We start from the raw sequence: 25,983 nt of genomic DNA, 5'->3' as shown, positions 1-25,983 counted from the left end.
CGGACGTCGCGATCGCCGGGATGCTGCCCGACGTGCTCGGTGACGAGCGGATCGTCCGGGGGCGGCCGAGCCTGGTGCTCGTGGACGAGGCGGGCACGTCGTGGGCGCGGTGCTCGTACCGGGCGGGCGCGGACGACTTTCCGGTGGTGCAGGGCGGTGAGCGGCGGCTGTGGGACGAGGTCGAGGCCGCCTACCTGCGCTGGGTCGGGTGGGGAAGTCCGGGCCGGGACCGGTTCGGGCTGGTCGCCGGCCCGGAGGGGCAGCGGGTCTGGTTCGACCGTCCGTCCAACGTGATCTGAGGCGGGCGGTTCGGCGTCACGAGCGGGATGGGACGAGACCGGCGGCGAAGCGGTCGATCTGGGCGGCGAGTGCGCCGGGTGCCTCCAGCGGGGACAGGTGGCCCGTGTCCTCGATGACCGTCATGCGGGAGCCGGGGATGATGGGCAGCAGGTCGGCCTCCAGCGAGGCGGGCGGGTCGACGCGGTCGTGCCGTCCGGCCAGGACGTGGACGGGGACGTCGATGGCACCGGCGGCGTCGGAGATGTCGGCGGTGATGCCCTGCCGGGGCCAGGCGAGCCGGGCGTCGTCGCCTGCGGCGAGGCTGTCGGCGATCACCTGTTCGCGCAGGTCGGCGGATAGGGGCCGGTGGGTCAGGACGTGCTGGAGCGCGTCGGCGACCGTCGCGCGGCTGTCGTAGGCGTGCGACAGCGCCTCCGCCGCCGACGCGTCCACGGTCGGGCGCGGCGGGGCTGGGGCGACGAGGACGAGCCCGGCCAGCCCGGCGGGGCGCCGCGACGCGACGAGCTGGGCGGTCTTCCCGCCCATCGAGTGCCCGACGAGCACGTACCGGTCGAGGCCGAGCCCGCGGACGACGTCCAGCGCGTCGTCGGCGAGGCGCTCGATCCCGTAGGGCCCGGGGAGGTCGCGGGCCGCGCCCCAGCCGCGGTGGTCGTAGGACACGACGGTGCGTCCGGACGCGAGCCGGTCGATCACCGGCGCGAAGGTGCGGTGGGAACCGCCCCAGTAGTGGAGGAACACCAGCGCCGTCGGCTCTCCGTCGCGCACCCACACCGGCAGGCGTCCGCCCTGGACGTTCACGTATCGCTTGTCCATCTGGACTCTCCTTTCGTCTGCTTCGACGCTACGAACCGGCGACCTCTCGGAACAGGTAAGCTCCGGCCTGTCTATGGTGAAAAACGGACAGCGAGACGGCATCCGATCGCTGCGCTACGCGGCGGACGGCGGCGTCGAAGTCATCACGTTCCCTCGGCTGCGAGGAATGCCCGCAGGTGGTGAGGAACCTCCCTTGCAGCGGGCCGACTTCCACGTGCTCGCGATCGTCGATTCGGGGCGGGGAGCGGTGACGGTGGATTTCGTCCATCACCGCCTGGAGCCGGGCACGATCGTCTGGATCCGGCCGGGCCGGGTGCACCGCTGGGACGACATCGAGAACCTGGACGGAACCCTTGTGCTCTTCCGTCCCGAAGCCGTCCCGCACGGCTCCCCGGGCGCCGAGCCCTTCGGGCCGGTCACCTGGCGGCGGCCCGAACGCCCCGCACTGGTCCGCCTCGCCGCCGACCACCTGCGCCGCGAGTACGACGCGTCCCGCGCCCGGCCGATACCCGGCGGTACCGCGATCCTGCGCGCGCTGCTGGAGGTCCTCCTGCTCCGTGCCGCCGACTGCGCGCCTCCGCCGCCCGCCGGGCGCGAGGCGTTCACCGCCTACGCGACGGCAGTGGAGGCGCACTTCGCGACGTCGCGGGAGATCGCCTGGTACGCCCGGCGGCTGGGCTACTCGCCGCGCACCCTCAGCCGGGCGACGCAGGAGGCGACCGGTCGCAGCGCCAAGCGGTTCCTGGACGACCGGGTGGTGCTGGAGGCCAAGAGGCTCCTCGCCCATACCGGCATCACCGTCGCCGAATGCGCCCGCCGCACCGGATTCGACGACACCGCCAACTTCTCCAAGTTCTTCCGCGCGCGCGCCGGCCTCACCCCCGGCGCGTTCGCAATCCAAGCCCGGATACCCGCGACCAACGCACCTCCCGCCCCGGAGCAATCTGGGGCAGACTTCCCATAAGCGGTGATTCGCAGAGGGGGCTCCTGTGGACAAGGCATTGCTGTTCGTGATCGGGCTGGCCAACCGGACGGTGTTCGCGGCCACGCGGGGACGGGTCGTGCTCTACCGCTTCGGCGGCATGCCGGGCGTGATGGTCGAACTGGAACCCCACGGCGAGCCCGGCATCATCGCCTCGTTCCGCGACGGCGAGGACCATGTCCTGCTGGCCGAGGACGCGGACGGCGCGCTGGTGGAGTCGCTGCGCTCCGCCACGTCCGCGAAGGTCGAGGCGGGCGATCGCTGGTACCCCGCCGGCATCGTCATGGTCGAGGACGCCGGAGAAAGGGAACGCCTGCTCAAGCGGATGCTCGAGCAGGCGTCCATCAGCGAGCGGTACGAGATGAAGCGGCGGCGCATGGTCCCCGTCGCGCGGCTGACGCCGCAAGGTGCGCCGGAGACGTCCGCCGAGGCCGTCAGCGGGCTCCGGATCGGCTGATCAGACCGACGACCGCACCCGACGGCGCACCCGGGTCCCGGCGGGAGACTCGACGAGGCGGACGCAGAGTCCGGCGACGATAAGGCCCGCCAGGCCGACCAGCAGCGATCCCGGAAGCAGCATCAGAGCGGCGGGCACGCTGTCCGGCAGGACCCCGCCGGCCGCGTTGACCAGCCCCGGTGCGCCGATGAGGGCGAACAGGCAGAACGCGCGGCGGGTCGCGCGGTCGCGCGCCAGCGCGGCGCCGGCCAGGACGGCGGCCGCCAGCACGCTCGCCGCCAGCAGCTCGTTCCAGGTCCGTATGACGGCGCCGAGAGCGTCCGTGTCCTGCTGCGGTGCAAGGTCGGCCCGGTCGCCCACGTACAGGACGAACGCCGGGTACGAGTGGAGCACGGACAGGACGGCGGCCGCGGTCACGGCCCCGATGAGGCGGACGCGGCCGAGGAGGCGGGCGCCGTGGCGCGGGCCGGGCGACAGGACGAGGGACGCCGTGGCGAGCAGCGCGAGCGGCAGCGACGTTCCCCCGAAGTCCCTCCCGAGATACGCGTAGGCGTAGTCCTGGAACGCCGTCCCGTAGGCGGCGAAAGCGACCTGGACGGCGGTCACCGTACAGGCGCCGATGGTGGCCTCGCGGCGCAGGCCCCGCCAGGCCAGCATCGCGATGACCGTCCAGGCGAGCCAGTACGGCCCGGTGCCGAAGTGGTACAGCAGCCCGTACAGCCCGGTGCCTCGGGGCCCCAGGTGGGAGCTGACGTCGGCCAGCGTCGGCACGTCCAGGACGAACCGGACCGTCTCGACCATCAGCAGGAGCAGGGCGAGGAAGCCGGTGATGGCGAGGGCGTCGGACCAGAGGGAGGTGACGGTGCCGGACTGGGCGCGGCGGAACCGGATCCGCACCGCGCCCCACAGCAGGTCGGCGGTGTCGGCGAGGGACGGGCGCGTCTGGCCGGGGCGGGCCGCCGACAGCAGGACGTCCAGCATCTCCTGGCCGTGGGCCTCCCGGTGGGCGGCGGGGTAGCAGGCCAGGAGGCGGCGGTAGCGGTCTTCGAGCGTGCTCAACGGAGCCCCCTCGGGAAGAGTCCGGCGAACGCCGGGGCGGTCCCGCCTCCGGGGAGGCGGAAGGCGGCGAGGCGGCGGGCGGCGGCCTCGGTGCGGCGGCGGAGCGCGTCGACCTCGGCGGCGAGCGCGGCGGCGCCGTCCTCGGTGAGCCGGTAGTAGCGGCGCAGCCGGCCGTCGACGACCTCCTCGCGGTCTTGGGCGATGAGGTGCTCGGCCTGGAGCCGGTCGAGGGCCGCGTAGAGGGTGCCGGCGCGCAGCCGGGTGCGCCCGGCGGAGATCCGGTCGACGTCGGCGATGATCCCGTAGCCGTGCTGCGCCCCGTCCGCGAGGGCGGTGAGGATCAGGAACGTCGGTTCCTGCATCGGCTTGCTCATGCGATCTTTATATATCGATGACTTGACTATGCACAAGCCCACCGGTCCCCGGGAACGGGTACGCCGCCCCGTACGCTTGGTAGCGATCAGCAACGCAGGGTGACGATCCGGGGGAACGGCTGTGACGCAGAGCTGGGGCGAGCGCACCCGCTACTGGCGCGACCGCCTCTTCATCTCCGTGCGGGGGCGCGCGACGGTCGTCACCGTCGCGTTCGCGGCGCTGTTCCTGACCGTGATCCTGGTGCTCGGCATGCTCCTCGTCCGCGACTGGCTGGAGCGCCGCGAGGCGGACAAGGCCGAGCGCACCACGGAGCGGATCGTGTTCGACGTCCTGCGCGGGCGGGGCGGCCCGGCGCTCACCACCCGCCCGGACGAGTCCAGCCTGGTGCAGGTCGTCAGCCCGGACGGCAGGACGGTGCTGGCGGCGACGCCCGCGGCCCGCGACAAGCCGCCGCTGGCGAGCGCCGACCTCGCGACCGGGACCCTGCTCGTCGACCAGCGGACCTGTCCCGCGTCGATCCCGGGCTGCGCGTGGATCTTCGGCCTGCGGGTGGTGAACGCGTCGCCGTGGGGGCCCGGGGCGATGGTCGTCACGGCCGAGCCGCTCCCGAGCCTGCTGAACGTGTGGGGGCTGCCGCTCAGCCTGGTCGCGATCCTGCTCGTGCTGCTGGCCCTCGTCGCGTGGTGGACGTGGCACACGATCGGCCGGGCGTTCGCCCCGGTCGACCGGATCCGCCGGGAACTGGCCGGCCTCGACATGCGCGACCTGCGCCAGCGCGTGTACGTCCCGCGCACCCACGGCGAGATCCAGGCGCTGGGCGAGACGGTCAACGGGACGCTGCAGCGGCTGGAGGAGGCGACCGACCGGGAGCGCAGGTTCATCTCCGACGCCTCCCACGACCTGCGCAACCCGATCGCCGGGCTGCACATGCAGCTGGAGATGGCGCTGGACGAGGCCACCGAGGAGTCGCGGCCGCTGCTCCGCTCGGCGCTGCGCGACACCGAGCGGCTCAACGACATCGTGATGGACCTGCTGGAGCTGTCCCGGCTGGACTCGCGGGCGCCGCAGCCGGAGGAGCCCGTCGACCTCGCGGAGGCGGCCCGCCGCGAGGTCGACCGGCGCGGCGACGGCGTGCGGGTCACGGCCCGGCTGGAGCCCGGCGTGATCGTGCGGGCGAACCCGGTGCGGATCGCGCGGGTGCTCGGCAACCTGCTGAGCAACGCCGAGCGGCACGCCGAGTCGAGCGTCGAGGTGACGGTCCGGCGGGACGGCGGGACGGCGCTGCTGGAGGTCCAGGACGACGGCCACGGCATCCCGCCGGACCAGCGGGAACGGGTCTTCGAGCGGTTCGCGCGGCTGAGCGAGTCGCGCGAGCGGGACCCGCAGGGGACGGGCCTCGGGCTGCCGATCGCCCGCGAGATCACCGAGATCTACGGCGGCACGCTCACCATCGCCGACAGCGACCGGGGTGCGCGGTTCGTCATGCGCCTCCCCCTCGTGCCGGACGGCGGATGACGTCGATGACCGAGGACAGGCCGCCGTCGCCGTGCCCGGCGTCCACGGCGCGCCGGAACAGGTCGCGGAGGGCGGCCGGTCCGGCGGTGTCGATCCCGGCCTCGCGGCTCGCCTCGACGACGTGGTCGGCGCCCACGGCCTGCATGCGGAGGCTGTTGGCGCCGCCCGGGGAGACGCCCCCGTCGATCTCCTCGGCGAGGATGCGCAGGAAGCCCATCGGGCCGTCGCCCGTCAGGGCCTCCAGCGTCGTCGACGCGAACGGCCGGAACTGCCGCGCGGACACCCCGGCGGTGCCGAGCAGGGCCGCGGCGTGCATGTACGAGACGAGCGTGGACCAGAACACGTACAGCTGCGACTGGTAGTAGAGCATCGACAGGCCCGGGTCGGTGCCGACGAACGTGGTGTCGCCCAGTTCGGCGAGGGTGTCGCGGTGGCGGTCGAGGACCGCTTCCGGGCCGCTGTAGAAGACGTACGAGCCGGGCCGCCCGATGCCGGGCGGGGGCACCATCACGCCGCCCGTCAGCAGGTCGGCGCCGTTCTCGCGGGCCCAGTCGCCGGCGCGGCGCAGTTCGCCGGGGCTGCCGGAGCTGAGGTTCACCAGGGCGCGTCCTTTGACGTCGGCGTCGCCGATGGAGTCGTACATGGCCTGGTAGTCGGTCTGGCTGATGACGACGAGTTCGGACGCGGCGAGCGCGTCGGCCATGGTGGCGGCGAGGGTCGCGCCCTGTTCGACCAGTGGGGCGGCCTTGGACGGGGTGCGGTTCCACACCGTGGTGGGGTGGCCGTTCGCGAGGAACGTCCGCGCCATGGTCGCGCCCATGGGGCCTAGGCCGATGACGGTGACCGGTGATGTCATGTGCTCCTCCTAAGGGCATGTTGTTCGGTCCCAACCGTGGCGTGGAGCGCTACGGAACGGCTGCGGGTCCGTCCGTAGCGCTCGTTACGCTGGCGGTGTGCGCTTTGGGGTACTTGGCCCGCTTACGGGGTGGACGTCCGGCGGGACGCCGGTCCGGGTGCCCGAGCCCAAGGTCCGGACGCTGCTGGCGGCGCTGCTCACCGAGGCGCTCACCGAGCCGGGCCGGGCCGTCCCGGTGGACCGGCTGATCGACGCGCTGTGGGGCGACCGGCCGCCCCGGAATCCGGTGGGAACGCTCCAAGCCCGGGTCTCGCAGCTGCGGAGGGTCCTGGAGGACGCCGAGCCCGGCGCGCGGGCGCTGGTCGCCGCCCGCCCGCCCGGGTACGCGCTGGACGTGCCGCCGGACGCCGTGGACGCGGGCGAGTTCGCGGCGCTGCTCGTCCGGGCCGGGCGGGCCGCCGATCCGGTCGCCAAGGCGCACCTGCTGGGGGCCGCGCTGGAGCTGTGGCGCGGGCCGGCGTTCGACGGGTTCGCGGACGCCCCGTTCGCCGAGGCGGCGGCCGCCGGCCTGGAGGAGCGCCGGCTGGCCGCGCTCGAAGAGCACGCCGAGGCGCGGCTCGACCTGGGCGAGCACGCGGCGGTCGCCGCCGAGCTGGCCGCGCCGGTCGCGGAGCACCCGCTCCGTGAGCGGCTGCGCGCCGCGCACCTGCGCGCCCTGTACCGCGCCGGGCGGCGCGCCGAAGCGCTCACCGGCTACCACGACCTGCGGGAACGCCTCGCCGACGAGCTGGGCGTCGACCCCGGTCCGGAGCTGGCCGCGCTGTACCGGTCGATGCTGGAGCAGGACCCGTCCGAGACCGGGCGCCCGCGGACGGCTCCGCGCCTGCCGGCCGTCCTCGGCGAGCTGATCGGGCGCGAACGCGAGGTCGAGGCCGCCCGCGCGCTGCTGGCCGCGCACCGGCTGGTGACGCTGACCGGCACCGGGGGCGTCGGGAAGACCCGGCTGGCGCTGGAGACGGCGGCCCGGTCGGCCGCCGTCCACCCGGACGGCGTCTGGTTCGTCGAGCTGGCGCCGGGCCGTCCGGCGACGTCCGCCGAGGTCGCCCGGCTGATCGGGCACGTCCTCGGCCTGCGCGACGAGACCGCGCCGGACCCCGGCGGCCCCGGCGGGCCGTCCGACGCGGCCGGGCGCGTCGGCGAGGCGCTGCGCGGGCGGCGGGCGCTGCTCGTCCTGGACAACTGCGAGCACGTGGTCGAGCAGGTCGCGGAGCTGGCCGGGCGGCTGCTCGCCGCCGCGCCCGGCCTGCGGGTCCTCGCGACGTCGCGCGAACCGCTCGGCCTGCCGGACGAGCGGCTGCTGGTCGTCCCGCCGCTGAACCTGCCCGGGCACGCGACGGCCCCGGACGCGCTCCTGGAGTCGGGCGCGGTCCGGCTGTTCGCGGCGCGGGCGTCGGCGGCGGACCCCGGGTTCGCGCTGGACGCGGCGTCGGCGCCATGGGTCGCGTCGATCTGCCGGCGGCTCGACGGCGTCCCGCTCGCGCTGGAACTGGCGGCGACGCGCGTCCGGGCGTTCGGGGTGCGGGAGCTGGCGGCGCGGCTCGACGACCGGTTCCGCGTGCTGGCGAGCGGCCGGCGCGGCGGCCCGGAGCGGCAGCGGACGCTCCGCGCGGTGATCGACTGGAGCTGGGGTCTGCTCGGCGAGGACGAGCGGGCGGTGCTGCGGCGCCTCGCCGTTCACGCGGGCGGCTGCACGCTCGCGGCGGCTGAGGAGGTGTGCGGCGCGGACGCCGAGGTGCTGGCGCGCCTCGTGGACCGTTCGCTCGTCGTGCGCGCGCGGGACGACCGCTACCGCCTGCTGGAATCGGTCGCCGCCTACGGGCTGGAGCGGCTGCGCGAGGCGGGCGAGGAGGAGGAACTGCGGCACCGCCACGTCCGGTACTACACCGACCTGGCTCAACGGGCAGACGGCGCGCTACGGGGACCTGGGCAGCGCGAATGGCTGGAACGCCTCGACCAGGAGGGTGCCGACCTGCGCGCCGCCCTCGACCACGGGGCCGGGCTGCCGCTGGTGAACGCGCTGGGCTGGTACTGGTACCTGCGCGGACGGTTCGGCGAGGCCCAGTACGCCTTCAAGGAGGCGCTGGCGGAGGCCGGTGCGGCCGAGCCCGGACGTGTGGAGGCCGAGACGTGGCTGGCGGGTTTCACCATGCTGGCGGGCGAGACCACCGATTCCGAGCGCCTGCGCGTCGCCGCCCTTGAGCGCTACAAGGACCGGGAGACGTTCGCCTATGCGCGGGCGGAGTGGTTCCTGAGCCACGCCCACTGGGCCTATGGCGACATCACCGTGAACCAGGCTCGCGTCGAGCATGCGCTCGCCGTGTTCCGCGCGCGCGCCGATCCCTGGTACACGGCCGCCGCGCTGGCGACCCGCGCCAAGTTCGCGGTCGTCCACGGCGGCCTGGCGACCATGGAGCGCGACGGCGGCGAGAGCATGGCGCTCTTCACCGCTCTGGGCGACGCGTGGGGCCGGCTGGAGGCGACCGACGCCCTCGGCCGCCGCGCCGAGATCACCGGCGACTACGCGGCGGCCGCCGCCCACCACCGCGCGGGCCTGCGGCTCGCCGAGGACCTCGGGATGTGGCCCGAGGTGTCGTTCCGCACGGCCGGGCTCGGCCGCGTCGCGCTGCTGACCGGTGCCCTCGACGAGGCCCGCGACCTGCACGAGGAGGCCCTGCGGATCGCCGCCCGGCAGGCCGCCCGGTCGGCGGAGGAGTTCGCCGAGGCCGGGCTCGGGCTGGTCGCGCGGGCCCGCGGCGACCTCGACGCCGCCGAGCGGCACCTGCGCGCCCCGCTCGGCTGGCTGCGCGGCATCGGCGGGACGGCCGGGATCGCGTTCCTGCACGCCCAGCTCGGGTACGTCGCGGAACTGCGCGGGGACGCCGAGGCCGCGCTCGCGCTGCACCTGGACGGGCTCGCCGGCGCGCGCGCCACCGGCGACCCGCGCGCCATAGCGCTCGCGCTCGAAGGGGTGGCGGGTGCGCGCGCGCTTGCGGGCGAGCACATCGCGGCGGCGCGGCTGCTCGGCGAGGCATCCGCGCTGCGCGCGTCCGCCGGCGCCCCGCTCCCGGAGGCCGAAATGGGCGATATCAACCGAGCTGTCGGGACGATCACGGCGGCGATCGGCGTTGCCCCGTTCAGGAGCGCATTCGAGCACGGCCGCGCGGCCGCGCGGGCGGAGGGAGCACCATGAGCGAGGATCTCGGTTTCGGATGGCAGGGCGACCGGCTGGACCTGCCCGCCTACCTCGAGCGCATCGGCTTCGACGGCGTCCCCCGGCCGGACGCCGCGACGCTGCGCGCGCTGCACCGGGCGCACGTCACCGCCGTCCCGTTCGAGAATCTGGAGATCATGCTGGGCCGGCCGATCGAGCTGGACCTCGCGACCGTGCAGGGCAAGCTCGTCGACCGGCCGCGCGGCGGGTACTGCTTCGAGCACAACCGGCTGTTCGCCGCCGTGCTGGAGAGGATCGGCTTCGAGGTCACGGCGCTGACCGGCCGGGTGTCCATGGGGGCGGAGAAGGTGCTCCCGGGCACGCACGCGCTGCTGCACGTCCGCACGCCCGGGCAGGCCGCGGACGAGCCCGCGCTGCTGTGCGACGTCGGCTTCGGCGGCGGCCCGCTGGAGCCGCTGGAGTTCCCCGGCGGCGCGGACGTCGAGCAGGACGGCTGGGGCTTCCGGCTGCGTCCCGGCCGGGCCTCCGCGGCGCTGCCGGCGGGCGCCCAGGTGTGGGAGATGCACCAGCGCGGCCCGGACGGCTGGATCACGCGGCACTCGTTCCCCCTGGTCGAGGCGTTCCGCGTCGATTTCGACGTGCTGAACCACTACGTGGCGACGAGTCCGCGGTCGCCGTTCACGAGGCGGCCGTTCGTCCAGCGGTTCTCCCCCGAGGCGCACCTCGTGCTGGACGGGACGAAGCTGACGGTGACGCGGCCGTCCGGCGCGGGCGAGACGCGCACGGTACCCCCGGTGCGGCTTCCCGACGTGCTCGCCGAGGAGTTCGGCATCGTCCTGGCGGACGACGACGCGCCCCGGCTCGTCAAGGCGGTGGACGGACTGAATCTAGACGTGTAATGTCCGGGTTATGCGGATCAGCGAGGGGGTCGAGTGGGCGGCGCACTGCCTGCTGCTGCTCGACTGGATGGACGAGGACCGGCCCGTGCCGACGGCACGGCTCGCGGCCGGCTTCGAACTCCCCCCGCCCTACCTGAACAAGCAGCTCCAGGCCCTGGTCAAGGCCGGTCTCGTGACCTCGACGCCGGGCGCGCGGGGCGGCTTCCGCCTCGCCCGCCCGCTGGAGAAGATCACGATGATGGACGTGGTCGCCGCGATCGAGGGGCCGGAGGAGGCGTTCCAGTGCACCGAGATCCGGGTCCGCGGCGTCGGGGCCGGCACCCCCGCGTCCGTCCTGCGGCGGCCCTGCGCCGTCAGCACCGCCATGCGGAAGGCGGAGCTCGCCTGGCGCAGGGCACTGGCCGAGCAGACGCTCGCCGACATCAGCGCGACGGTCAAGCGCGGGGTGCCGGAGATCGAGGACAACGTGCGGGCCTGGTACGCGCGCAACTGACCGCCTGACCGCCTGACCGTCTACCCGACCGGCGCCGGAGCCGTCCCGTGAGCGGCACCGGCGCGCCCCAAATCTGGATATCCCCCATCCAAGAAAGGGAATTATCATGCAGCCACGGATGACCGGTCTCTCCACCATCGCCCCCGGCGCCTACAAGGCCCTGCTCGACCTGGAGGGCGTGCTCGCCAAGAGCAGCGTCCCGAAGAGCACCCTCGAACTGGTCCGGCTCCGCGCCAGCCAGATCAACGGCTGCGGCTTCTGCGCCGACATGCACGCCTACGACGCCAAGAAGGGCGGCGAGACCGACGAGCGCCTCTGGTCCGTCGCGACCTGGCGCGAGTCCCCGTACTTCACCGGCGAGGAGCGCGCCGCGCTCGCCCTCACCGAGGCCGCCACCCGCATCGCCGACAGCCCGGCGGGCGTCCCCGACGACGTCTGGGACGAGGCCGCCGACGCCTACGACGAGGAGAGCCTGCTCTCCCTCATCATGTGCATCGCCGCGATCAACGCGTGGAACCGGATCAACGTCACGACCCGCCAGATCGCCGGCTCGATGCGCGCCTGAGCGGCCGCTCCCGGCCGGGACCAGTCGGGTGACGGATGCCCGGCCGGTCCCCCGGCTCCTAGCGTCGGCGACGACGAGAGGAGACGGCATGAGCGGGGAGAACGCGGTCACGAGCTGGATCGCGGAGGAGGCGCGGCCCGTCGCCGCGGGCTCGGCGGACGGGCCGCTCGGCGACCTGGAACCGCTGCGGGACGCGGCGGGCGGCGCGCGCGTGGCGGGCCTCGGCGCGGCGACGCGCGGCGCCCACGAGCTGTTCGTGCTCCAGCACCGCGTCCTGCGATTCCTGGTGGAGGAACTGGGGTTCAGGACGCTCGCCCTGGAGGAGGACTGGACGAGCGGCCTGCGCCTCGACGCGTACGTCCGGACGGGCGAGGGCGACCCGCGCGCGCTGCTGTCCGACGCGTGGCTGCCGTGGCGGACCGAGGAGGTGCTCGACGCGCTGCTCTGGACCCGGCGCTTCAACGAGGACCACCCCGGCGACCCGGTCCGGGTGTTCGGGATGAACTTCACCACCGTCCGGGCATCGGCGTACGACCTGGTCACCGAGCACGTCCGGCGGGCCGCCCCCGGCAGGCTCGGCGAGATCCGGGAGCTGTACGCGCCGCTGCGGCCGGACGGCGACATCGACGAGCATGTGGACCGGTTCCGCCGCGAGCCCGCCAAGCGTCCCCTCACCGACCGGGCCGAGCAGGCGTACGCGCTGGTCAAGGACATCCCCGGCGACGATCTCGCGGTGCACGCCGCCCAGGCGATCGTGGACTTCCACCACTTCCACGGCCTGCCGTACGAGGAGATCATCCCGTTCAGCGAGCGGCGGATGGCGGCCAACCTGCTCTGGTGGCACGAGCGGACGCGCTCCAAGGTCGTCTACTGGGGCGGCATCGCGCACGCGGCGAGCGGCGAGCGCGTCACCAGCGGGCCGTCCGAGCGCACGAACACGGGCGGTCACCTGCGCAAGGAGCTCGGCGACGGCTACCGGGCGGTCGGGCTGACGTTCGACCACGGCGCGGTGCACGGCGGCGTCCCGGTCCCGCCGCCGCCCGCCGCGTTCGGCGACGCCGTCCTCGGGCAGGCGGGGCCGCCGCACTACCTGCTCGACCTGCGCGGACCGCGCCCGGCCGCGGTCGCCGCCTGGCTCGCCGCCCCCGCGCCGATCCGGGTGATCGGCCCCGGCTACCGTCCCGAGGACGACGCGGACCACGCGATGTCCGGCTCGTCCCCCGGCGCCCTCCTCGACCTCGTGTTCCACTCCCACCAGGTCACCCCGGCCCGCCTTCTCAGGTGAGGTCGAGGTGGGGGAGCTCGCCTCGTGACGCGACGCCGAGCTTCGGATACGCCTTGTAGAGGTGGTAGCCGACGGTGCGGGGGCTGAGGAACAGCTGCGCGCCGATCTCCCGGTTGCTGAGCCCCGCCGCGGCGAGCCGGACGACCTGGAGCTCCTGCGGGGTGAGCCGGGCGGCGAGATCGTCGCGCCCGGCGTCCGCGCCGGCGGCGGCGAGGCTCTCGCCGGCCGCGCGCAGCTCGGTGCGGACGCGCTCCGCCCACGGCGCCGCGCCGAGCCGCTCGAACGCCTCCAGCGCCGAGTGGAGCTGGGCGCGGGCGTCGTTGCGGCGCCGCGAGCGCCGCAGCCACTCGCCGTAGAGCAGCTCGGTGCGGGCCCGCTCGAACGGCGTGCCGCCCTTGCGGTGCAGCTCGACGGCCTGCGCGAACAACGCGTCCGCCGCGTCGTCCGGGGCGAGGAGGGCGGCGCAGCGCAGCGCGATCGCCTCCGCCCACGGCCGCCCGATCTGCCGGGCCCAGCCGGTGTACCACTCGGCGGCGTCCTTCCCCGGCTCCGGGCGGCCCGCGCGGACGGCGGCCTCGACGAGGTCGGGCAGGCTCGCGATCGCGCCCTGCGGGTTCGGCCCGCTCACCACGTCCGACAGCCGGGACAGCGCGGCCTCGTGGCGGCCGAGACCGAGATCGAGGAGCCCGCGCGCCGCCGCCGCGTGCACGCTGCTCGGCGGCACCGCGCGGGCCAACGCCTCCTCGGTCAGCTCGGTGCAGCGCTCCTCGTCGCCCTCGATCGCGGCGAGGAGGCCGAGGACGGTCTCCAGGTAGACGCGGATGCGGTGCTGCCCGGTGTCGGCGGCGATCCGCAGGCCCTCCGTCGCGGCGGTGTGCGCGTCGCGGTGGTGGCCGAGCATCAGCCGCGCCCGCGCGCGGATCATCAGGATGGGCGCGAGCAGCCCGATCGCGCCCTGCGCGCGGTACCGCGCCTCCAGCTCGGCGGCCGTCTCGGCGGCGCCCTCGAGGTCGCCGATCAGGATGTGCCACAGGGCGACGCGGATCCGGTCGCGCGGGCCGAAGCAGAGGTTCATCGCGGCCATGAGCTCGCGGAGCGCGGCGACGCCCCCGGTCATGTCGCCGGGCGCGGCGAGCGGGTTCTGCCCGGCGAACACCCGGGACAGGGCGCGCAGATGGGACGCGTTCGGCAGGTCCAGCTCGGTGCCGCGTGTCGCGATGGCGTCGACGGCCGCGTAGTCGCCCGCGTTCGCCGCGGCGCCCGCGGCCTGGAAGAACAGGTAGCCGGACAGGCGGGGATCCAGCTCGGCGACGGACGCGGCGGTCTCCGCGAACATCCGGTACGCCTCCTTCGTCCGGTCCTGATCGTCGGCGAGGGACGCGCGGATCAGCGTCAGGTCGGCGCGCGCGACCGGGTCGTCCAGGTCGGTCTCGGCGCGCGCGGCCAGCTCGACGGCCCGCTCCGTCAGCCCGGCGAACGCGTACGCGCGCGCGGCGGCGGCCAGGCGGCGGCCGCGCGCGGCCGGGTCGGGGCTGAGCGCGGCCGCGGACTCGTACATCGCGGCGGCGGACGCGTCGCCGCCGGACTCCCGCTCGGTGCCCGCCGTCGACTCCAGGACGGCCGCGACGGCCTCGTCCGGCCCGGTCACCGACCGGGACAGGTGCCAGGCGTGGTGGCAGTGGTCGCCGCGCTCCCGGTACGTCTCCGCGAGGGCGCGGTGCGCCGCGATGCGCAGGTTCAGGGGCGCCCCGCCGTACGCGGCGGTGCGGACGATCGGGTGCCGCACCTCCAGCCGGCCGTCCGCGGTGGGGCGCAGCAGGCCGCGTCGCTCGGCGGGCTCCAGGTCGTCGACGGACGCGCCGAGCCGCTCCGCCGCCCCCATGATCGCGGGGATCCCGCCCGCGTCGTCCACCGCGACGAGCAGCAGCAGCGTCCGGGACGGCTCCGGCAGCGCGGCGATCTTCTCGGCGTACGAGCGGCGGATCCGCTCGTACGCCGAGGACGCGTCGTGCGCCTGCGTGCGGAGCCCGGGCAGTTCGAGGAGGGCCAGCGGATTGCCCATCGCGGCCGCGAGGATCTCGTGGTGGACGTGCCGGGGCAGTTCGGCGGCGTGCCGGGCGAGCAGCTCGGTGGCGGCGGCCCGGTCGAGCCCGCGCAGCCGCACCTCGGGCAGGCCGGGCGCGGGGAACTCCGGCGCGTCCATGTCGCGGGCCGCGAACAGCAGCCCGACGGACTCGGCCTCCAGGCGCCGCGCGGCGAACAGCAGCGCCTCGGCGGACGGACCGTCCAGCCAGTGCGCGTCGTCGACCAGGCAGAGCAGCGGCCTCTCCTCGGCGAGGTCGGCCAGAAGCGTCAGGACGGCCAGCCCCACGAGGAACCGGTCACCGCCGTCGGTGTCCTGGCGGGCGCCGATGTTGAGGGCGTTGCGCAGTGCGCGCGCCTGTGCGTCGGGCAGCGAATCGATCCGGTCCAGATGCCCGCTCAGAAGCATGTGGAGACCGGCGTACGGCATCCCGCTCTCGTACTCGACGCCCGTACCGCGCAGCACCCGCATGCCGGACGCTTCCGCAGCGGCATGGTCGAGAAGGGCGGTCTTGCCTATGCCTGCCTCGCCGCGCAGTACGAGCGTCCGACCGCGCCCCTCGCGGACCTGACCGAGAAGCCGGTCGATCGCGGCCAGTTCCTCGTCCCGCCCGTACAACATGCCTTCACCCTAAGCGTTTATTCGCCGCCCACCCGAGTAGAGGAACCCCATGGCCGAACACAAGCGGGACGAGGACAAACCGCTCGCCGACCGCCGCGCCGAGGCGGGCGCGCCGCAGGAGGTCGACGACGACTTCGCCGAAGAGCACACCCCGAGCAAGACCGACCCCCCGAACGCCGAGGCCGAGGCCCCCGGCGGCGAGGACGAGGGCTACCGCCCGCAGACCCAGGCGCCCTAGCGGATCCCCCGGCCCCCGGGTCACGCGCTGTCGTCGTCGTGGTCCGAGCCGACCGTGACCCCCACGATGTCGGGCAGCTCGGCCAGGGTCGCGGCCAGGTCGGGGATCGAGCCGGGCCCCTCCAGCACCAGCGTCACCACCGCGTTCCACGGGCCGTGCCGCCCGGTCGCCTCGTCCCGGTCGCGGCGCTCGTCGCGGCCGCGGTCGGAGTCGTCCGGCAGGTACTCGCGGTCGACGTTGGCCTCCAGTACCGCGAACCCGCGCTGCGTGCACTCCACCAGCACCCGGCGCAGCGCGCCCCGCCCGTCCCGGTAGACCAGCCGCAGCCGGGCCACCCCGGCGGGCTGGAACCGCTCCATCGGCAGCCGCCGCGACAGCGCGCTCAGCCCGTACACCACCAGGAAGTGCCCGCCGGTCACCGCGATCGCCAGCAGCCACAGGCCGCCGCCCGCCGCCATCCCGACCGCCGCCGTCACCCACACCACCGCCGCGGTCGTCAGCCCGCGCACCGCGTCCCGCCGGACGAAGATCAGCCCGCCGCCGATGAAGCCGATGCCCGACACGATCTGCGCCGCCACCCGCGACGGGTCGAACGACACCGGCCCCGGCGCGTGCTGGAACCCGTACTTGCTGACCAGCATGAACAGCGCCGCGCCCAGCCCGACCAGGGTGTGCGTGCGCAGCCCCGCGCTCTTGTTGCGCAGCCCCCGCTCCAGGCCGATGCAGGCCGACAGCACCAGGGCGAGCAGCAGCTCCCCGATCTGCACGAGCCCCTGCCCCGCCGAAAGCTCCAGCACCTTCCGTCCCTACCCGTCCCTGTCCGCTCGTGTCCGCCGCCGTCCGTCCGTTCCCTGGGAAGCCGCACGCCTCCCTGGGAAGCCGCACGCCGAGGCCGCCCCGGGAGTCCGGGGCGGCCTCGGCGCCTGTCCGCTAGTCGGGGTGCGGGGGCTGCTGGTCCGGCGGTGTCCCGCCGCCCTTGCCGCCGCCCTTGTTCCCCTTGTCGGTGCCGTGCGCGTGGCCCTTCGCCCGCGTCGCCTTGGGGTCGGTGGCCTCCGGCGCCGGCTCCTCGGTCACGGCGGTCCGGCCGGACCGCCTCATCTCGGGCTGCTGCGGGTTCGGCATGGTCCCCTCCTATGCGCTGGACGGCTCGGGGCGCAGCGGGTCGTGGCCCACCGTCATCAGCTCGTGCCGCCACCGCTCGTTGCTCGCGCCGTCCGGCGGCGGGGCGTCCAGGTGCTCCTCGACGTAGTCCACGACCTGCCGCATCACGTCGGCGTCGCCGTCGGTGAGGTCCACCTTCCGCTTGCGCAGCAGGTCCACCACACGGGCGCCGAGCTCGGAGACGCCGGTTTCCGGCTCCGCCGGGAACGCCTCCTCGCCCGAGGCGTCCGTGAGCAGCCAGGTGCGCAGCTCGTCGGACGTCATGTTGACGAGCCGGTGGAAGTCCTCCCAGGCCAGCTCCGCCTCGGCCGGTATGCGATCGTTCATGGCGTTCGCCCTACCCGGTGTCGGCCGTCCCATTCGTCCCACTGGTCGTCCGCCGGTTCGGCCGCCCGTGCGGCCCGGCGCGCCGTTAGAGCGTCCCGCTGCGGGGAACACGCCCGGGATGGACCACTCCCGAGCCCCCGTTCTGGAAGCCCTGGCCGCCTACCACCGGGAGGGCCAGGTCCCGTTCACCCCGCCCGGCCACAAGCAGGGCCGCGGCGCCGACCCCCGCGCCCGCGAGGTGCTCGGCGACGCCGTGTACCGGTCGGACCTGCTCGCGATGTCGGGGCTGGACGACCGGACGTCGAGCAACGGGGTCCTGGAGCACGCGCAGGAGCTGATGGCGGACGCCGTCCACGCCGACAAGACGTTCTTCTCCACCTGCGGAAGCTCGCTCTCGGTGAAGAGCGCGATGCTCTCGGTCGCCGGGCCGCACGAGAAGCTGCTGGTCGGGCGGGACGCGCACAAGTCCGTCGTGTCGGGGCTCATCCTGGCCGGCATCCGCCCGATCTGGGTGGAGCCGGAGTGGGACGCGGAGCGGCACCTCGCCCACCCGCCGTCCGCCGGGGCCTACGCCGCCCGGTTCGACGAGCACCCCGACGCCAAGGGCGCCCTCGTCACCAGCCCCACCCCGTACGGGACGTGCGCGCACCTGTCGGCGATCGCCGAGGAGTGCCACAAGCGGGGCAAGCCGCTGATCGTGGACGAGGCGTGGGGCGCGCACCTGCCGTTCCACCCCGACCTGCCGACCTGGGCGATGGACTCCGGCGCCGACGTGTGCGTGACCAGCGTCCACAAGATGGGCGCGGGCCTCGAACAGGGCTCGGTGTTCCACCTCCAGGGGCATCTCGTCGACCCGGACGTGCTGAAGGCCCGCGAGGACCTGCTCGGCACGACCAGCCCGTCCGTCCTGCTGTACGCGGGCCTGGACGGGTGGCGCCGGCAGATGGTCGAGCACGGCCGCGAGCTGCTCGGCAACGCGCTGGAGCTGGCCGCGCAGGCCCGCTCCGAGCTCGCGGAGATGGGCTTCGACGTGCAGGGCCGCGACGAGTTCACCGGCCCCGGCCTCGCCCGGGACCTCGACCCGCTGCCGATCGTCGTCGACCTCGCCGGCCTCGGCACGAGCGGCTACCGCGTCGCCGACCGGCTGCGCGACCACCACCGCATCAACATGCACCTGGCCGACCACCGCCGGATCAGCGCGCAGCTGACCTTCGCCGACGACAAGGACACCGTCGGGCAGCTCCTCGCCGCGTTCCGCGACCTGCGCGCGAACGTCGGCTCGCTCACCGGCGCCCCCGAGGTGAAGGTGCCGCCGCCGGCCGAGCTGCGGCTCGAACAGGTCGTGCTGCCCCGCGACGCGTTCTTCGGCCCCGCCGAGCAGGTGCCCGCGGACCGGGCCACCGGCCGCGTCTCCGCCGAGATGATCACCCCGTACCCGCCCGGCATCCCGGCCGTCCTGCCCGGCGAGCGGATCACCGGCCCCGTCATCGACTACCTGCGGACGGGCGTCGACGCCGGAATGGTCATCCCCGACACCGCCGACCCGACGGTGAAGAGCGTCCGGGTGTTCATCGAACGCTGATGTAGTCCTCCAGCCGCGCGACGCTGAACCCGCGCTTCTCGATCTGCTTGAGCAGATCGGCGAACATCCGCGTCATCGTCTCGCCCTTGAGCTGCTTCGGGCCCCGGAAATGCGCGAGCAGGATGTCGCCCGGATGCAGTTCCTTCTTCGGGTCGTCGTACTGGAAGTCGTGGATCTGCATCGACGCCCGCCACATCACGATGCCGCTGATGCCGCATTCGCGCGCGGCCTGCTGCGTCAGCGAGTTCCACCGGCCGAAGGGCGGCCTGAGCAGCGTCGGCGCCGTCCCGTACTGCTCGGTGAGAGCGTCGCGGTCGCCGCAGATCTCGTGCTTCTGCCCTTCCAGGCCGAGCGTGGGCAGCACCGGATGGGTGAGGGTGTGGTCCTGGACGCGGTTGCCGAGCGCCTGCAGCGGCTTGAAGTACCCGTAGTCGTCCTGGATGTCGTCCTTGGTGAGGAACATCGTGACGGGGACCTTGAGCTCGTTCATCATCTCGACGAACTTCGGGTCCTTCTCCTGCCCGTCGTCGAGGGTCACGAAGACGACGCGGTCCTTCGTGGGGACGCTCTCGAAGACCTTCGCCGGGCCCTTCCTCGGGAGTTCGAGCGGCTTGTCCACCGGCGGCGCGGGCGCGGGGACCAGCGGTTTCAGGCCCCATTTCCGCCAGACCGCCGCCGTGTCCGGCCGCTGCCCCACGGCGGGCGCCGCCGGACCGGGCGGCGCCGGGGCGGGCGGAGCCGCTCCCTTGGGCTTCTCCGCCGCGGACCGCTGGCACGCCGCGAGCGCGAGGGCGAGGACCGCGGCCCCCGCGACGACACGGCCAGACCGGCCCCAATAGTCCCCCATGGCGCAGAACTTACCGCCTTTCCCATGGGTCCACTGGGCGGGGTCCCGCCCCGCTCTGCACCGCGTCCGACCCCCGGTGCGGCGTGAAGGTCGAGGGGATCGCCGCCTCCTTCAGCGGCTACCTGCTCTTCGACGTCCCGCCCGGCTTCGCCGCCCGCGTGCTGGAACTCCACGCCGCCGGCGGGAGCCGGGGCGTCCGGATCGAGATCGAGGGCGCCTGACGGGTCAGGCGTCGGCGCGCAGGGGGCCGGACGGCAGCCCGAAACGGGCGGGGACGCCGGGCGAGTACAGGACGCTCACCGGTTCGCCGCCCGGCGCGGGCAGCCCGGCGGCGGCCACCAGGTCCTCATCGCATTTCAGCAGTTCGGCGCGGTGCAGCGGCCAGCGCGGATGGGCGTTCCGCAGGAACATCGTCCGGCCGAAGGAGGCATTGTGCAGCCCCCACCGGGCGGTCAGGAAATGCTCCAGGTCCGTCGGCTCATCGATCCGCTCCCCGACGCGGACGACCATTCTGCAGCCCGCGCCGCGCGGCCCCGGCCAGCGCCTCGAACCGATATAGGAGACGGTGTCGCCGACGCGCCGGACCGACATCCGCGACCACAGGTAAGGCAGCCCGAAACCGATCCTCCCGAAGAGCACGGGGATGAGGCGCGAGGCGTCCATGGAGCGGAACACGACGCCGCGCCGGCCGTTCCCGTCCACCGAATAAAGGCGGACGTTCGTCTCGGGGAAACGGCTGAGATACGGGACGCCGGGAAACCGGAGCCAGCCGACGCGGTGCATCCGGAAGGCGATCAGGCCCACGTGGGCGGCGCCGTCGAAGGTGTCCGGCCGGGTGCCCGCCGGGAGGAGTCTCGCCACGTCGGCGGGATCGGCGGTCCAGTGCACCATCGTCACGTCCAGCCAGGACTGGGTGAGCAGCGGGCGGTCGATCGTGCCCGGCGGATCGGGCGTGACCGGTTCGGCGGGCGCGCTGCGGGACGGCACCCGGCCAGTTTAGGCGGCGGCCCCCGCCCGGCCGGGACGCGGGATCAGCCGGAAGGCCACGAAGGCCGGGACCCGGCTCAGCGAAGCGTGGTCGTCGGGATGGCTTTCGGCCATCTCCGGAACGGGACGGGGTTCGAGGAGTTCGTCGATCAGGAACCCGGCGCGGCGGAATTCGGCGCAGATGTCCGTCAGCGGCATGCGCCAGGCGCGGATCGGCCAGTCGCGCTCGTCGCTGAGCGATTCCTCGACGGGTGCCACGTCGAAGTAGGAGCCGCCGAGCCGCAGCCATTTCGACGTCGGATGCTCGGTCGACAGCACCAGCGCCCCGCCCGGCGCGAGAATGCGGCGCAGTTCCCTGAGCAGCGCGACGCGGTCGTCCAGGTAATGGATCGCGAGGGCGAAGACGGCCAGGTCAGCCGTCCCGTCCGGGACCCAGTCGAGCGGCTCGGCCAGGTCGTGGACGCGCAGGTCCGCGCGGCCCCCGGTGCGCTCGCGGGCCAGCTCCACGAACCTCGGGCTCGCGTCGCAGCCCAGCACCCGGGCCCCGCGTTCCTGCAGCTCGGCGGCGTAGAGGCCGGGTCCGCACGCGGCGTCGAACACGGTCATGCCGCGCACGTCCCCGGCGAGGCCCAGCACGGCCGGACGGTCGTAGAGCGCGTTGTGGGGGCTCACTTCGGCGTGCGCGGCGTACTCGTCGGCGAAGCGGTCGTACATGCGTCCGATCGTGCCAGACCCTTCGCCGGACGGCGCGCCCGCGCAGTACGCGCGGACGCGCCGTCCGGGGCGCGGGGTCAGGTCTCCGAGGCGCCCGCGGTCGCCGCTCCCTCCTCCCCTTCCGGCGCGCCCGCCTCGTCTCCGGTCGCGCCCGCCCCGCCCGCCGCGCGCGGAGCGCCGCCGGCCGGGTCGCCCGCCGCGCCGGCGCCCTCGCCGGGACGCTGCGCACGGCGCTGGGCCTCGCGGGCGCGCTCGGCCACCCGCGCCAGCTCCGCGACCCGCGCCTCGTCGCGGGTGAGGTTCTCGCCGCTCGCCGGATCGAAGATGTGGATCTTCGAGGTGTCGATCCACAGCTCCGCCTCGTCGCCCGGCGTGATCCCGCTGGACGCGTCCAGCGCCACCACCGCCTGCGTGCGCAGCTGGTCGCTGTCCAGCTCGCGGGACAGGTCGCGGAGCTGCGCGGCGAGGTCGGCCGGCGCCTCGTACGGGACGTAGGCGTACAGCTCGTTGCCGAGCCACTCGGTGACGTCGACGCGCGCGCTGACCGTGCTGCCGCGCGCCTTCCTCTCCGCGCCGACCAGCGCGGCGTCCTCGAAGTGCTCGGGGCGGATCCCGACGAGCACGACGTCGCGGCCCGCCACCGCGGCGGCCTTGCGCTCGTCGCCGACCTCGAAGCGGCCGAGCGGGGTGTCGAGCGCCGTGCCGTCGACGGACGCGGGCAGGAAGTTCATCGACGGCGAGCCGATGAACCCCGCGACGAACAGGTTGACCGGCTCCTCGTACAGCTCGCGCGGGCTCCCGACCTGCTGCAGGACGCCCTTGCGCAGCACCGCGACGCGGTCCCCGAGCGTCATCGCCTCCGTCTGGTCGTGCGTGACGTACACGGTGGTGACGCCGAGCCGGCGCTGGAGCCGCGAGATCTCCGTGCGCATCTGGCCGCGCAGCTTGGCGTCCAGGTTCGACAGCGGCTCGTCGAACAGGAACGCGTTCGCCTGCCGGATGATCGCGCGGCCCATCGCGACGCGCTGCCGCTGCCCGCCGGACAGGTTCGCCGGCTTGCGGTCCAGATGCTCGGTGAGTTCGAGCAGCTCGACGGTCTCCCGGACGCGGCGGTCGACCTCCTCGCGCGGCACCTTCGCCAGCCGCAGCGGGAACGCGATGTTCTCGAACACCGTGAGGTGCGGGTACAGGGCGTAGTTCTGGAACACCATCGACAGGTTCCGCTGCCGCGGCGCGATCTTGTTGACGACCCGCTCGCCGATGCGCATCTCACCGCCGGTGATGTCCTCCAGCCCGACGATCATCCGCAGCAGGGTGGACTTGCCGCAGCCGGACGGCCCGACGAGGATCATGAACTCGCCGTCCCGCACGTCCAGGGACACCTCGTTCACGGCCGGGAACCCGTCGCCGTACCGCTTGACGATGTTCTTCATGGTGATGGCGGCCATGCTTCAACCCCCTCGGGCCCTCAGCCCTTGACTGCGCCGGACGTCAGCCCGGCGACGATGCGGCGCTGGAACGCCAGGACGATGACGACGATCGGGACGGTCACCACGACCGCCGCCGCGCAGATGGCGGTCGTCGGCTGCTGGAACTCCGACGCGCCGGTGAAGAACGCCAGCGCGGCGGGCACGACCCGGGCCCGGTCCGACGACGTCAGCGAGATCCCGAACACGAAGTCGTTCCAGCAGAAGAAGAAGGTGAGGATCGCGGCGGTGAACACGCCGGGCGCGGCCAGCGGGACGATCACCTTGCGGAACGCCTGCCAGGTCGTCGCGCCGTCCACCTGCGCGGCCTGCTCCATCTCCCACGGGATCTCGCGGAAGAACGCCGACAGCGTCCAGATCGCGAGGGGCAGCGCGAACGAGATGTACGGGATGATCAGCCCCGGCCAGGTGTCGTACAGGCCGACGTCGCGCCACAGGTCGAACAGCGGCCCGACCAGCGACACGACCGGGAACATCGCGATCGCGAGGGCGAACGACAGGATCGCCTTCTTGCCGGGGAACTCCAGCCGGGCGATCGCGTACGCGACGAGCGTGGCGAACACGACGCCGATCACGGTCGCGATCAGCGAGATGCCGATCGAGTTGATCAGCGCGGCGGTGAACAGGTCGGTCTTGAAGACCGTCCGGTAGTTGTCCCAGGTCCAGTGGTGCGGCAGGAAGCCCTTCTGGTTGCCGATCTCGCCGGGCTGCTTGAACGACAGCATCACGATCCACAGGATCGGGAACACCGTCCACACGAGGATCAGCAGGGACGCGACGGCCCACAGCCATTTCGAACGGGCGGTCTCCATCACTTCTCGCCTCCCCCGCGCTCGCCGCGCGCCTGCGCCAGGTCGACGCGGAACCCCTTGATGAACACGACCGCGATGAGGACCACCGACAGGAACAGCAGCACGCCGACCGCGTCGCCGAGCCCGATCGCGGTCCGGGTGATCGTCTGCCGGTAGGTGAGGAACGACAGCGTCTCGGTCTTCTGCTGGCCGGACGTCATGACGAAGACGTTGTCGAAGATCCGCCACGCGTCGAGCGTGCGGAACAGCACCGCGACGAGGATCGCGGCCTTCATGTTGGGGATCGTCACCCGGCGCAGCCGCTGCCACGCCGTCGCGCCGTCCACGGTCGCGGCCTCGCCGAGGTCGCCCGGCACCTGCGCCAGCCCGGCGAGGAGCAGCAGCGACACGAACGGGGTCGTCTTCCAGATCTCCGACAGGACGATCACGGTCATCGAGGACCAGCGGCCGGAGAACCAGGCGTAGTCGCCGAGCCCGAACCAGGAGTTCACGAACCCCGACTGGAGGTCGAACGCGTACTTCCAGGCGAACGCGGAGATCACCGTGACGATCCCGTAGGGCAGCAGGATCGCGGTGCGGACGGTCCGCCGCGCGAAGACGGCCCGGTGCATCACCATCGCGAGCGCGAACCCGATGACGAGCTCCACCGCGACGGTGACGAAGGTGATGACGAAGGTGGTGAGGACGTCCTGCCAGAACAGCGGGTCGGACAGCGCCGTCCCGTAGTTGGCGAGGCCGACGAAGCGGCGGTCGTCCGGCGCGGTGATCCGGTAGCTGAACAGCGACAGGTACAGCGCGTTGACGAGCGGGTACGCGGTCACGACCAGCATGACGATCACGGCCGGGGCGGACAGCAGGAGGCCGAGCCGGCGTTCGGCGCGGCCGCGGTCGGAGATCTCCGCCGCGGGCGCCGCGGGTCTTCCGGCGGCGGGGGCGGTGTGCACTGCGGTCATCGTCGGTCCCTTCAGAGCAGGCGCTGGTCGCGCAGGACCTGGTGGACGAACGTGGCGGACTCGCGCGGCGTCGAGTTCGGGTTCACCGACGCCGGCGGGTGCCAGCGGCTCTGGATCGCGCCGGACACGTCGGTGTAGTACGGCGTGATCGGGCGCGGCGCCGCCGCGTTGATCGAGTCGCGGATCAGTCCCGCCATCGGGAACTGCTTCTGGATCTCCGGGTCGTCGTAGACGGCCGGACGCGCCGCCGGGTTGCCCTCGGCGAGCATGTACTCCTTCTGGTGCTCGGTGGAGGTGATGCAGGTGACCGCGTCCACGGCGAAGGTGTTCTTGTACTTGCCGTAGGCGCCGATCGCGACCTCGATGCCGCCGAACGGCGGCTTGCTGTCCTGGCCCGGCGCCACCTTCGGGTAGCGGGCCCAGCCGATGTCGGACGGGATCGCCTTGCCGATGACGCCGGCCTTGGCGTCGCTGGCGTCGGCGGCCCAGATGTAGGGCCAGTTGACCATGAAGCCGCCGCGCGCGCCGTTGAACAGGGCGCGGGACTGCTCCTCGATGTCGGTGGACAGCGTCGGGCTCGCGGCCCGGGAGGTCGCCAGTCGGTGGACGATGGTCGCCGCGGCCCGTCCGGCCGGGGAGTCGATCTCGATCCGGGCGTTGTCGCCCTTCTGCGCCTCGCCGACCACCTGCCCGCCGGCGGACGCGACGAGGGCGTTGATCCACACCATGTAGCCCTCGTACTTGTTGGCCTGCACGCCGACGGTGGTGCCGGTGCGCAGCGCCGCGTCGATCATCTTGTCCCAGGTGAAGTCGGGCGCGTTCGGATCGACGCCGGCCTTCTTCACGGCGGACTTGCGGTACCAGAGCAGCTGCGTGTTCGCCCAGAACGGCGCGGCGTACAGCTTCCCGTCCCAGGTGGAGCTCTGCACCGCCACCGGGAACACGCCCTGCGTGAACCGCGCCGCCTGGCTCGCCGGGAACGGCCGCAGGAACCCGGCGTTCGCGGCCTCCGCGACGAACACCGGGTCGAGGCTCATCAGGTCGAGCCCGCCGTCCTTGGCGGCCAGCCGCCGGACGAGCTGCTCGCGCTGCTGCGTGGCGTCGTCCGGCATCAGCGAGGTCTTGATCTTGAATTTCCCGCCGGACGCCTTGGAGCAGGCGGCGGCGAGCTTGTCCTGCCCGCCGTTGTCGGGGTTGATGTACCAGTTCAGGGTGGGGGTGCCGCCGCCTCCGCAGGCGGCGAGGCCGCCCGCCGCCAGCGCCAGCGCGACCGCGGCTCTCAGTGCGGTACCGGTTCTGCGTGCTCGTCCGACTCCCTCGACCATCGGGCCTCCCGAAGC

At 73.8% G+C, this 25,983-nt stretch carries 27 protein-coding genes; 12 read left to right on the top strand and 15 right to left on the bottom strand.

Going from position 1 to position 25,983, the window contains the following annotated elements; all coding sequences use genetic code 11:
* Window positions 1-20: 20 nt before the first annotated feature.
* A complete protein-coding gene (locus ABT299_RS16235) occupies window positions 21-299 on the top strand; it encodes a hypothetical protein (RefSeq protein WP_500251289.1) in 279 nt (92 codons plus the stop codon).
* 16 nt (window positions 300-315) lie between these two features.
* On the opposite strand, the gene ABT299_RS16230 is transcribed toward ABT299_RS16235, so the two are convergent.
* Window positions 316-1,113, bottom strand: coding sequence for an alpha/beta fold hydrolase (locus ABT299_RS16230; RefSeq protein ID WP_500251242.1), 798 nt, complete (start codon window positions 1,111-1,113; stop codon window positions 316-318).
* A 193-nt stretch (window positions 1,114-1,306) separates the two neighbouring features.
* Here ABT299_RS16230 and ABT299_RS16225 point away from each other — a divergent pair, with 193 nt between their 5' ends.
* Window positions 1,307-2,077 (top strand): helix-turn-helix domain-containing protein, encoded by a 771-nt coding sequence (locus ABT299_RS16225; protein ID WP_500251241.1) that lies wholly within the window; start codon window positions 1,307-1,309, stop codon window positions 2,075-2,077.
* 25 nt (window positions 2,078-2,102) lie between these two features.
* The gene (locus ABT299_RS16220; RefSeq protein ID WP_500251240.1) at window positions 2,103-2,552 is read left to right on the top strand and encodes a hypothetical protein; all 450 of its coding nucleotides are present in this window, start codon (window positions 2,103-2,105) and stop codon (window positions 2,550-2,552) included.
* Here the strand turns inward: ABT299_RS16220 and ABT299_RS16215 are convergent, their stop codons facing one another.
* Both ABT299_RS16215 and ABT299_RS16210 read right to left on the bottom strand, forming a co-directional pair.
* Window positions 2,553-3,611: a hypothetical protein gene (locus ABT299_RS16215; protein ID WP_500251239.1), complete on the bottom strand. Its 1,059-nt coding sequence runs from the start codon at window positions 3,609-3,611 to the stop codon at window positions 2,553-2,555.
* Window positions 3,608-3,985 (bottom strand): PadR family transcriptional regulator, encoded by a 378-nt coding sequence (locus ABT299_RS16210; protein ID WP_190855877.1) that lies wholly within the window; start codon window positions 3,983-3,985, stop codon window positions 3,608-3,610. Before ABT299_RS16210 ends, ABT299_RS16215 begins: the two co-directional genes overlap by 4 nt.
* Before the next feature lie 121 nt (window positions 3,986-4,106).
* Between ABT299_RS16210 and ABT299_RS16205 the strand changes: the two genes are divergently transcribed.
* Window positions 4,107-5,501: a sensor histidine kinase gene (locus tag ABT299_RS16205; RefSeq protein ID WP_500251238.1), complete on the top strand. Its 1,395-nt coding sequence runs from the start codon at window positions 4,107-4,109 to the stop codon at window positions 5,499-5,501.
* Here ABT299_RS16205 and ABT299_RS16200 read toward each other — a convergent pair.
* The gene (locus ABT299_RS16200) at window positions 5,467-6,357 is read right to left on the bottom strand and encodes an NAD(P)-dependent oxidoreductase (RefSeq protein WP_190855879.1); all 891 of its coding nucleotides are present in this window, start codon (window positions 6,355-6,357) and stop codon (window positions 5,467-5,469) included. The genes ABT299_RS16205 and ABT299_RS16200 overlap by 35 nt on opposite strands.
* A 157-nt stretch (window positions 6,358-6,514) precedes the next feature.
* On the opposite strand from ABT299_RS16200, the gene ABT299_RS16195 reads away from it, so the two are divergent.
* The 5 genes from ABT299_RS16195 (at window position 6,515) to ABT299_RS16175 (ending at window position 12,831) form a co-directional block, all read left to right on the top strand.
* Window positions 6,515-9,607 carry an AfsR/SARP family transcriptional regulator gene (locus tag ABT299_RS16195; RefSeq protein WP_500251237.1) on the top strand — a complete coding sequence of 1,031 codons (3,093 nt, stop codon included), beginning with the start codon at window positions 6,515-6,517 and terminating at the stop codon, window positions 9,605-9,607.
* Window positions 9,604-10,488 carry an arylamine N-acetyltransferase family protein gene (locus ABT299_RS16190; RefSeq protein WP_500251236.1) on the top strand — a complete coding sequence of 295 codons (885 nt, stop codon included), beginning with the start codon at window positions 9,604-9,606 and terminating at the stop codon, window positions 10,486-10,488. Before ABT299_RS16195 ends, ABT299_RS16190 begins: the two co-directional genes overlap by 4 nt.
* Window positions 10,489-10,498: 10 nt before the next feature.
* Complete coding sequence (locus ABT299_RS16185) at window positions 10,499-10,981, top strand: RrF2 family transcriptional regulator (RefSeq protein ID WP_190855888.1); 483 nt, start codon at window positions 10,499-10,501, stop codon at window positions 10,979-10,981.
* 118 nt (window positions 10,982-11,099) lie between these two features.
* On the top strand, window positions 11,100-11,546 hold the full coding sequence (locus ABT299_RS16180) for a carboxymuconolactone decarboxylase family protein (RefSeq protein ID WP_500251235.1): 447 nt from the start codon (window positions 11,100-11,102) through the stop codon (window positions 11,544-11,546).
* An 88-nt stretch (window positions 11,547-11,634) separates the two neighbouring features.
* On the top strand, window positions 11,635-12,831 hold the full coding sequence (locus ABT299_RS16175) for an erythromycin esterase family protein (RefSeq protein ID WP_500251234.1): 1,197 nt from the start codon (window positions 11,635-11,637) through the stop codon (window positions 12,829-12,831).
* Here ABT299_RS16175 and ABT299_RS16170 read toward each other — a convergent pair.
* Window positions 12,824-15,535, bottom strand: a complete 2,712-nt coding sequence (locus ABT299_RS16170; RefSeq protein ID WP_500251233.1) for a helix-turn-helix transcriptional regulator — start codon at window positions 15,533-15,535, stop codon at window positions 12,824-12,826. The genes ABT299_RS16175 and ABT299_RS16170 overlap by 8 nt on opposite strands.
* A 49-nt stretch (window positions 15,536-15,584) precedes the next feature.
* Between ABT299_RS16170 and ABT299_RS16165 the strand changes: the two genes are divergently transcribed.
* Window positions 15,585-15,773, top strand: coding sequence for a hypothetical protein (locus ABT299_RS16165; RefSeq protein WP_190855897.1), 189 nt, complete (start codon window positions 15,585-15,587; stop codon window positions 15,771-15,773).
* A 20-nt stretch (window positions 15,774-15,793) separates the two neighbouring features.
* On the opposite strand, the gene ABT299_RS16160 is transcribed toward ABT299_RS16165, so the two are convergent.
* From ABT299_RS16160 to ABT299_RS16150, 3 genes are all read right to left on the bottom strand, one after another.
* Window positions 15,794-16,570 carry an MgtC/SapB family protein gene (locus ABT299_RS16160; protein WP_347256643.1) on the bottom strand — a complete coding sequence of 259 codons (777 nt, stop codon included), beginning with the start codon at window positions 16,568-16,570 and terminating at the stop codon, window positions 15,794-15,796.
* A gap of 133 nt (window positions 16,571-16,703) precedes the next feature.
* On the bottom strand, window positions 16,704-16,895 hold the full coding sequence (locus ABT299_RS16155; protein WP_173097109.1) for a hypothetical protein: 192 nt from the start codon (window positions 16,893-16,895) through the stop codon (window positions 16,704-16,706).
* A gap of 9 nt (window positions 16,896-16,904) precedes the next feature.
* Entirely contained in the window at window positions 16,905-17,261 is a 357-nt protein-coding gene (locus tag ABT299_RS16150; protein WP_190855900.1) for a DUF3140 domain-containing protein, read from the bottom strand.
* 118 nt (window positions 17,262-17,379) lie between these two features.
* Here ABT299_RS16150 and ABT299_RS16145 point away from each other — a divergent pair, with 118 nt between their 5' ends.
* On the top strand, window positions 17,380-18,843 hold the full coding sequence (locus tag ABT299_RS16145) for an aminotransferase class I/II-fold pyridoxal phosphate-dependent enzyme (protein WP_500251232.1): 1,464 nt from the start codon (window positions 17,380-17,382) through the stop codon (window positions 18,841-18,843).
* On the opposite strand, the gene ABT299_RS16140 is transcribed toward ABT299_RS16145, so the two are convergent.
* Window positions 18,830-19,690: a polysaccharide deacetylase family protein gene (locus tag ABT299_RS16140; protein WP_500251231.1), complete on the bottom strand. Its 861-nt coding sequence runs from the start codon at window positions 19,688-19,690 to the stop codon at window positions 18,830-18,832. The two genes, ABT299_RS16145 and ABT299_RS16140, sit on opposite strands and share 14 nt — an antisense overlap.
* An 83-nt stretch (window positions 19,691-19,773) precedes the next feature.
* Between ABT299_RS16140 and ABT299_RS16135 the strand changes: the two genes are divergently transcribed.
* Entirely contained in the window at window positions 19,774-19,911 is a 138-nt protein-coding gene (locus ABT299_RS16135) for a hypothetical protein (protein ID WP_500251230.1), read from the top strand.
* A 4-nt stretch (window positions 19,912-19,915) separates the two neighbouring features.
* Here ABT299_RS16135 and ABT299_RS16130 read toward each other — a convergent pair whose 3' ends face one another.
* The 6 genes from ABT299_RS16130 to ABT299_RS16105 form a co-directional block, all read right to left on the bottom strand.
* Window positions 19,916-20,677, bottom strand: coding sequence for a YqjF family protein (locus ABT299_RS16130; protein WP_500251229.1), 762 nt, complete (start codon window positions 20,675-20,677; stop codon window positions 19,916-19,918).
* A gap of 9 nt (window positions 20,678-20,686) precedes the next feature.
* Window positions 20,687-21,391 carry a class I SAM-dependent methyltransferase gene (locus tag ABT299_RS16125; RefSeq protein ID WP_500251228.1) on the bottom strand — a complete coding sequence of 235 codons (705 nt, stop codon included), beginning with the start codon at window positions 21,389-21,391 and terminating at the stop codon, window positions 20,687-20,689.
* Window positions 21,392-21,468: 77 nt separating this feature from the next.
* Window positions 21,469-22,839 (bottom strand): ABC transporter ATP-binding protein, encoded by a 1,371-nt coding sequence (locus ABT299_RS16120; protein WP_500251227.1) that lies wholly within the window; start codon window positions 22,837-22,839, stop codon window positions 21,469-21,471.
* Between the two features lie 20 nt (window positions 22,840-22,859).
* The gene (locus ABT299_RS16115) at window positions 22,860-23,690 is read right to left on the bottom strand and encodes a carbohydrate ABC transporter permease (RefSeq protein ID WP_190867306.1); all 831 of its coding nucleotides are present in this window, start codon (window positions 23,688-23,690) and stop codon (window positions 22,860-22,862) included.
* The gene (locus ABT299_RS16110) at window positions 23,690-24,643 is read right to left on the bottom strand and encodes a carbohydrate ABC transporter permease (protein ID WP_433244164.1); all 954 of its coding nucleotides are present in this window, start codon (window positions 24,641-24,643) and stop codon (window positions 23,690-23,692) included. Before ABT299_RS16110 ends, ABT299_RS16115 begins: the two co-directional genes overlap by 1 nt.
* Before the next feature lie 11 nt (window positions 24,644-24,654).
* Window positions 24,655-25,968 (bottom strand): extracellular solute-binding protein, encoded by a 1,314-nt coding sequence (locus ABT299_RS16105; protein WP_387024183.1) that lies wholly within the window; start codon window positions 25,966-25,968, stop codon window positions 24,655-24,657.
* Window positions 25,969-25,983: the final 15 nt, after the last annotated feature.

The organism is Spirillospora sp. NPDC000708, from assembly GCF_040299565.1.
GTDB lineage: Bacteria > Actinomycetota > Actinomycetes > Streptosporangiales > Streptosporangiaceae > Spirillospora.
Note: the sequence above shows the minus strand (reverse complement) of the source record. Positions and strands in the feature narration are given on the sequence as shown.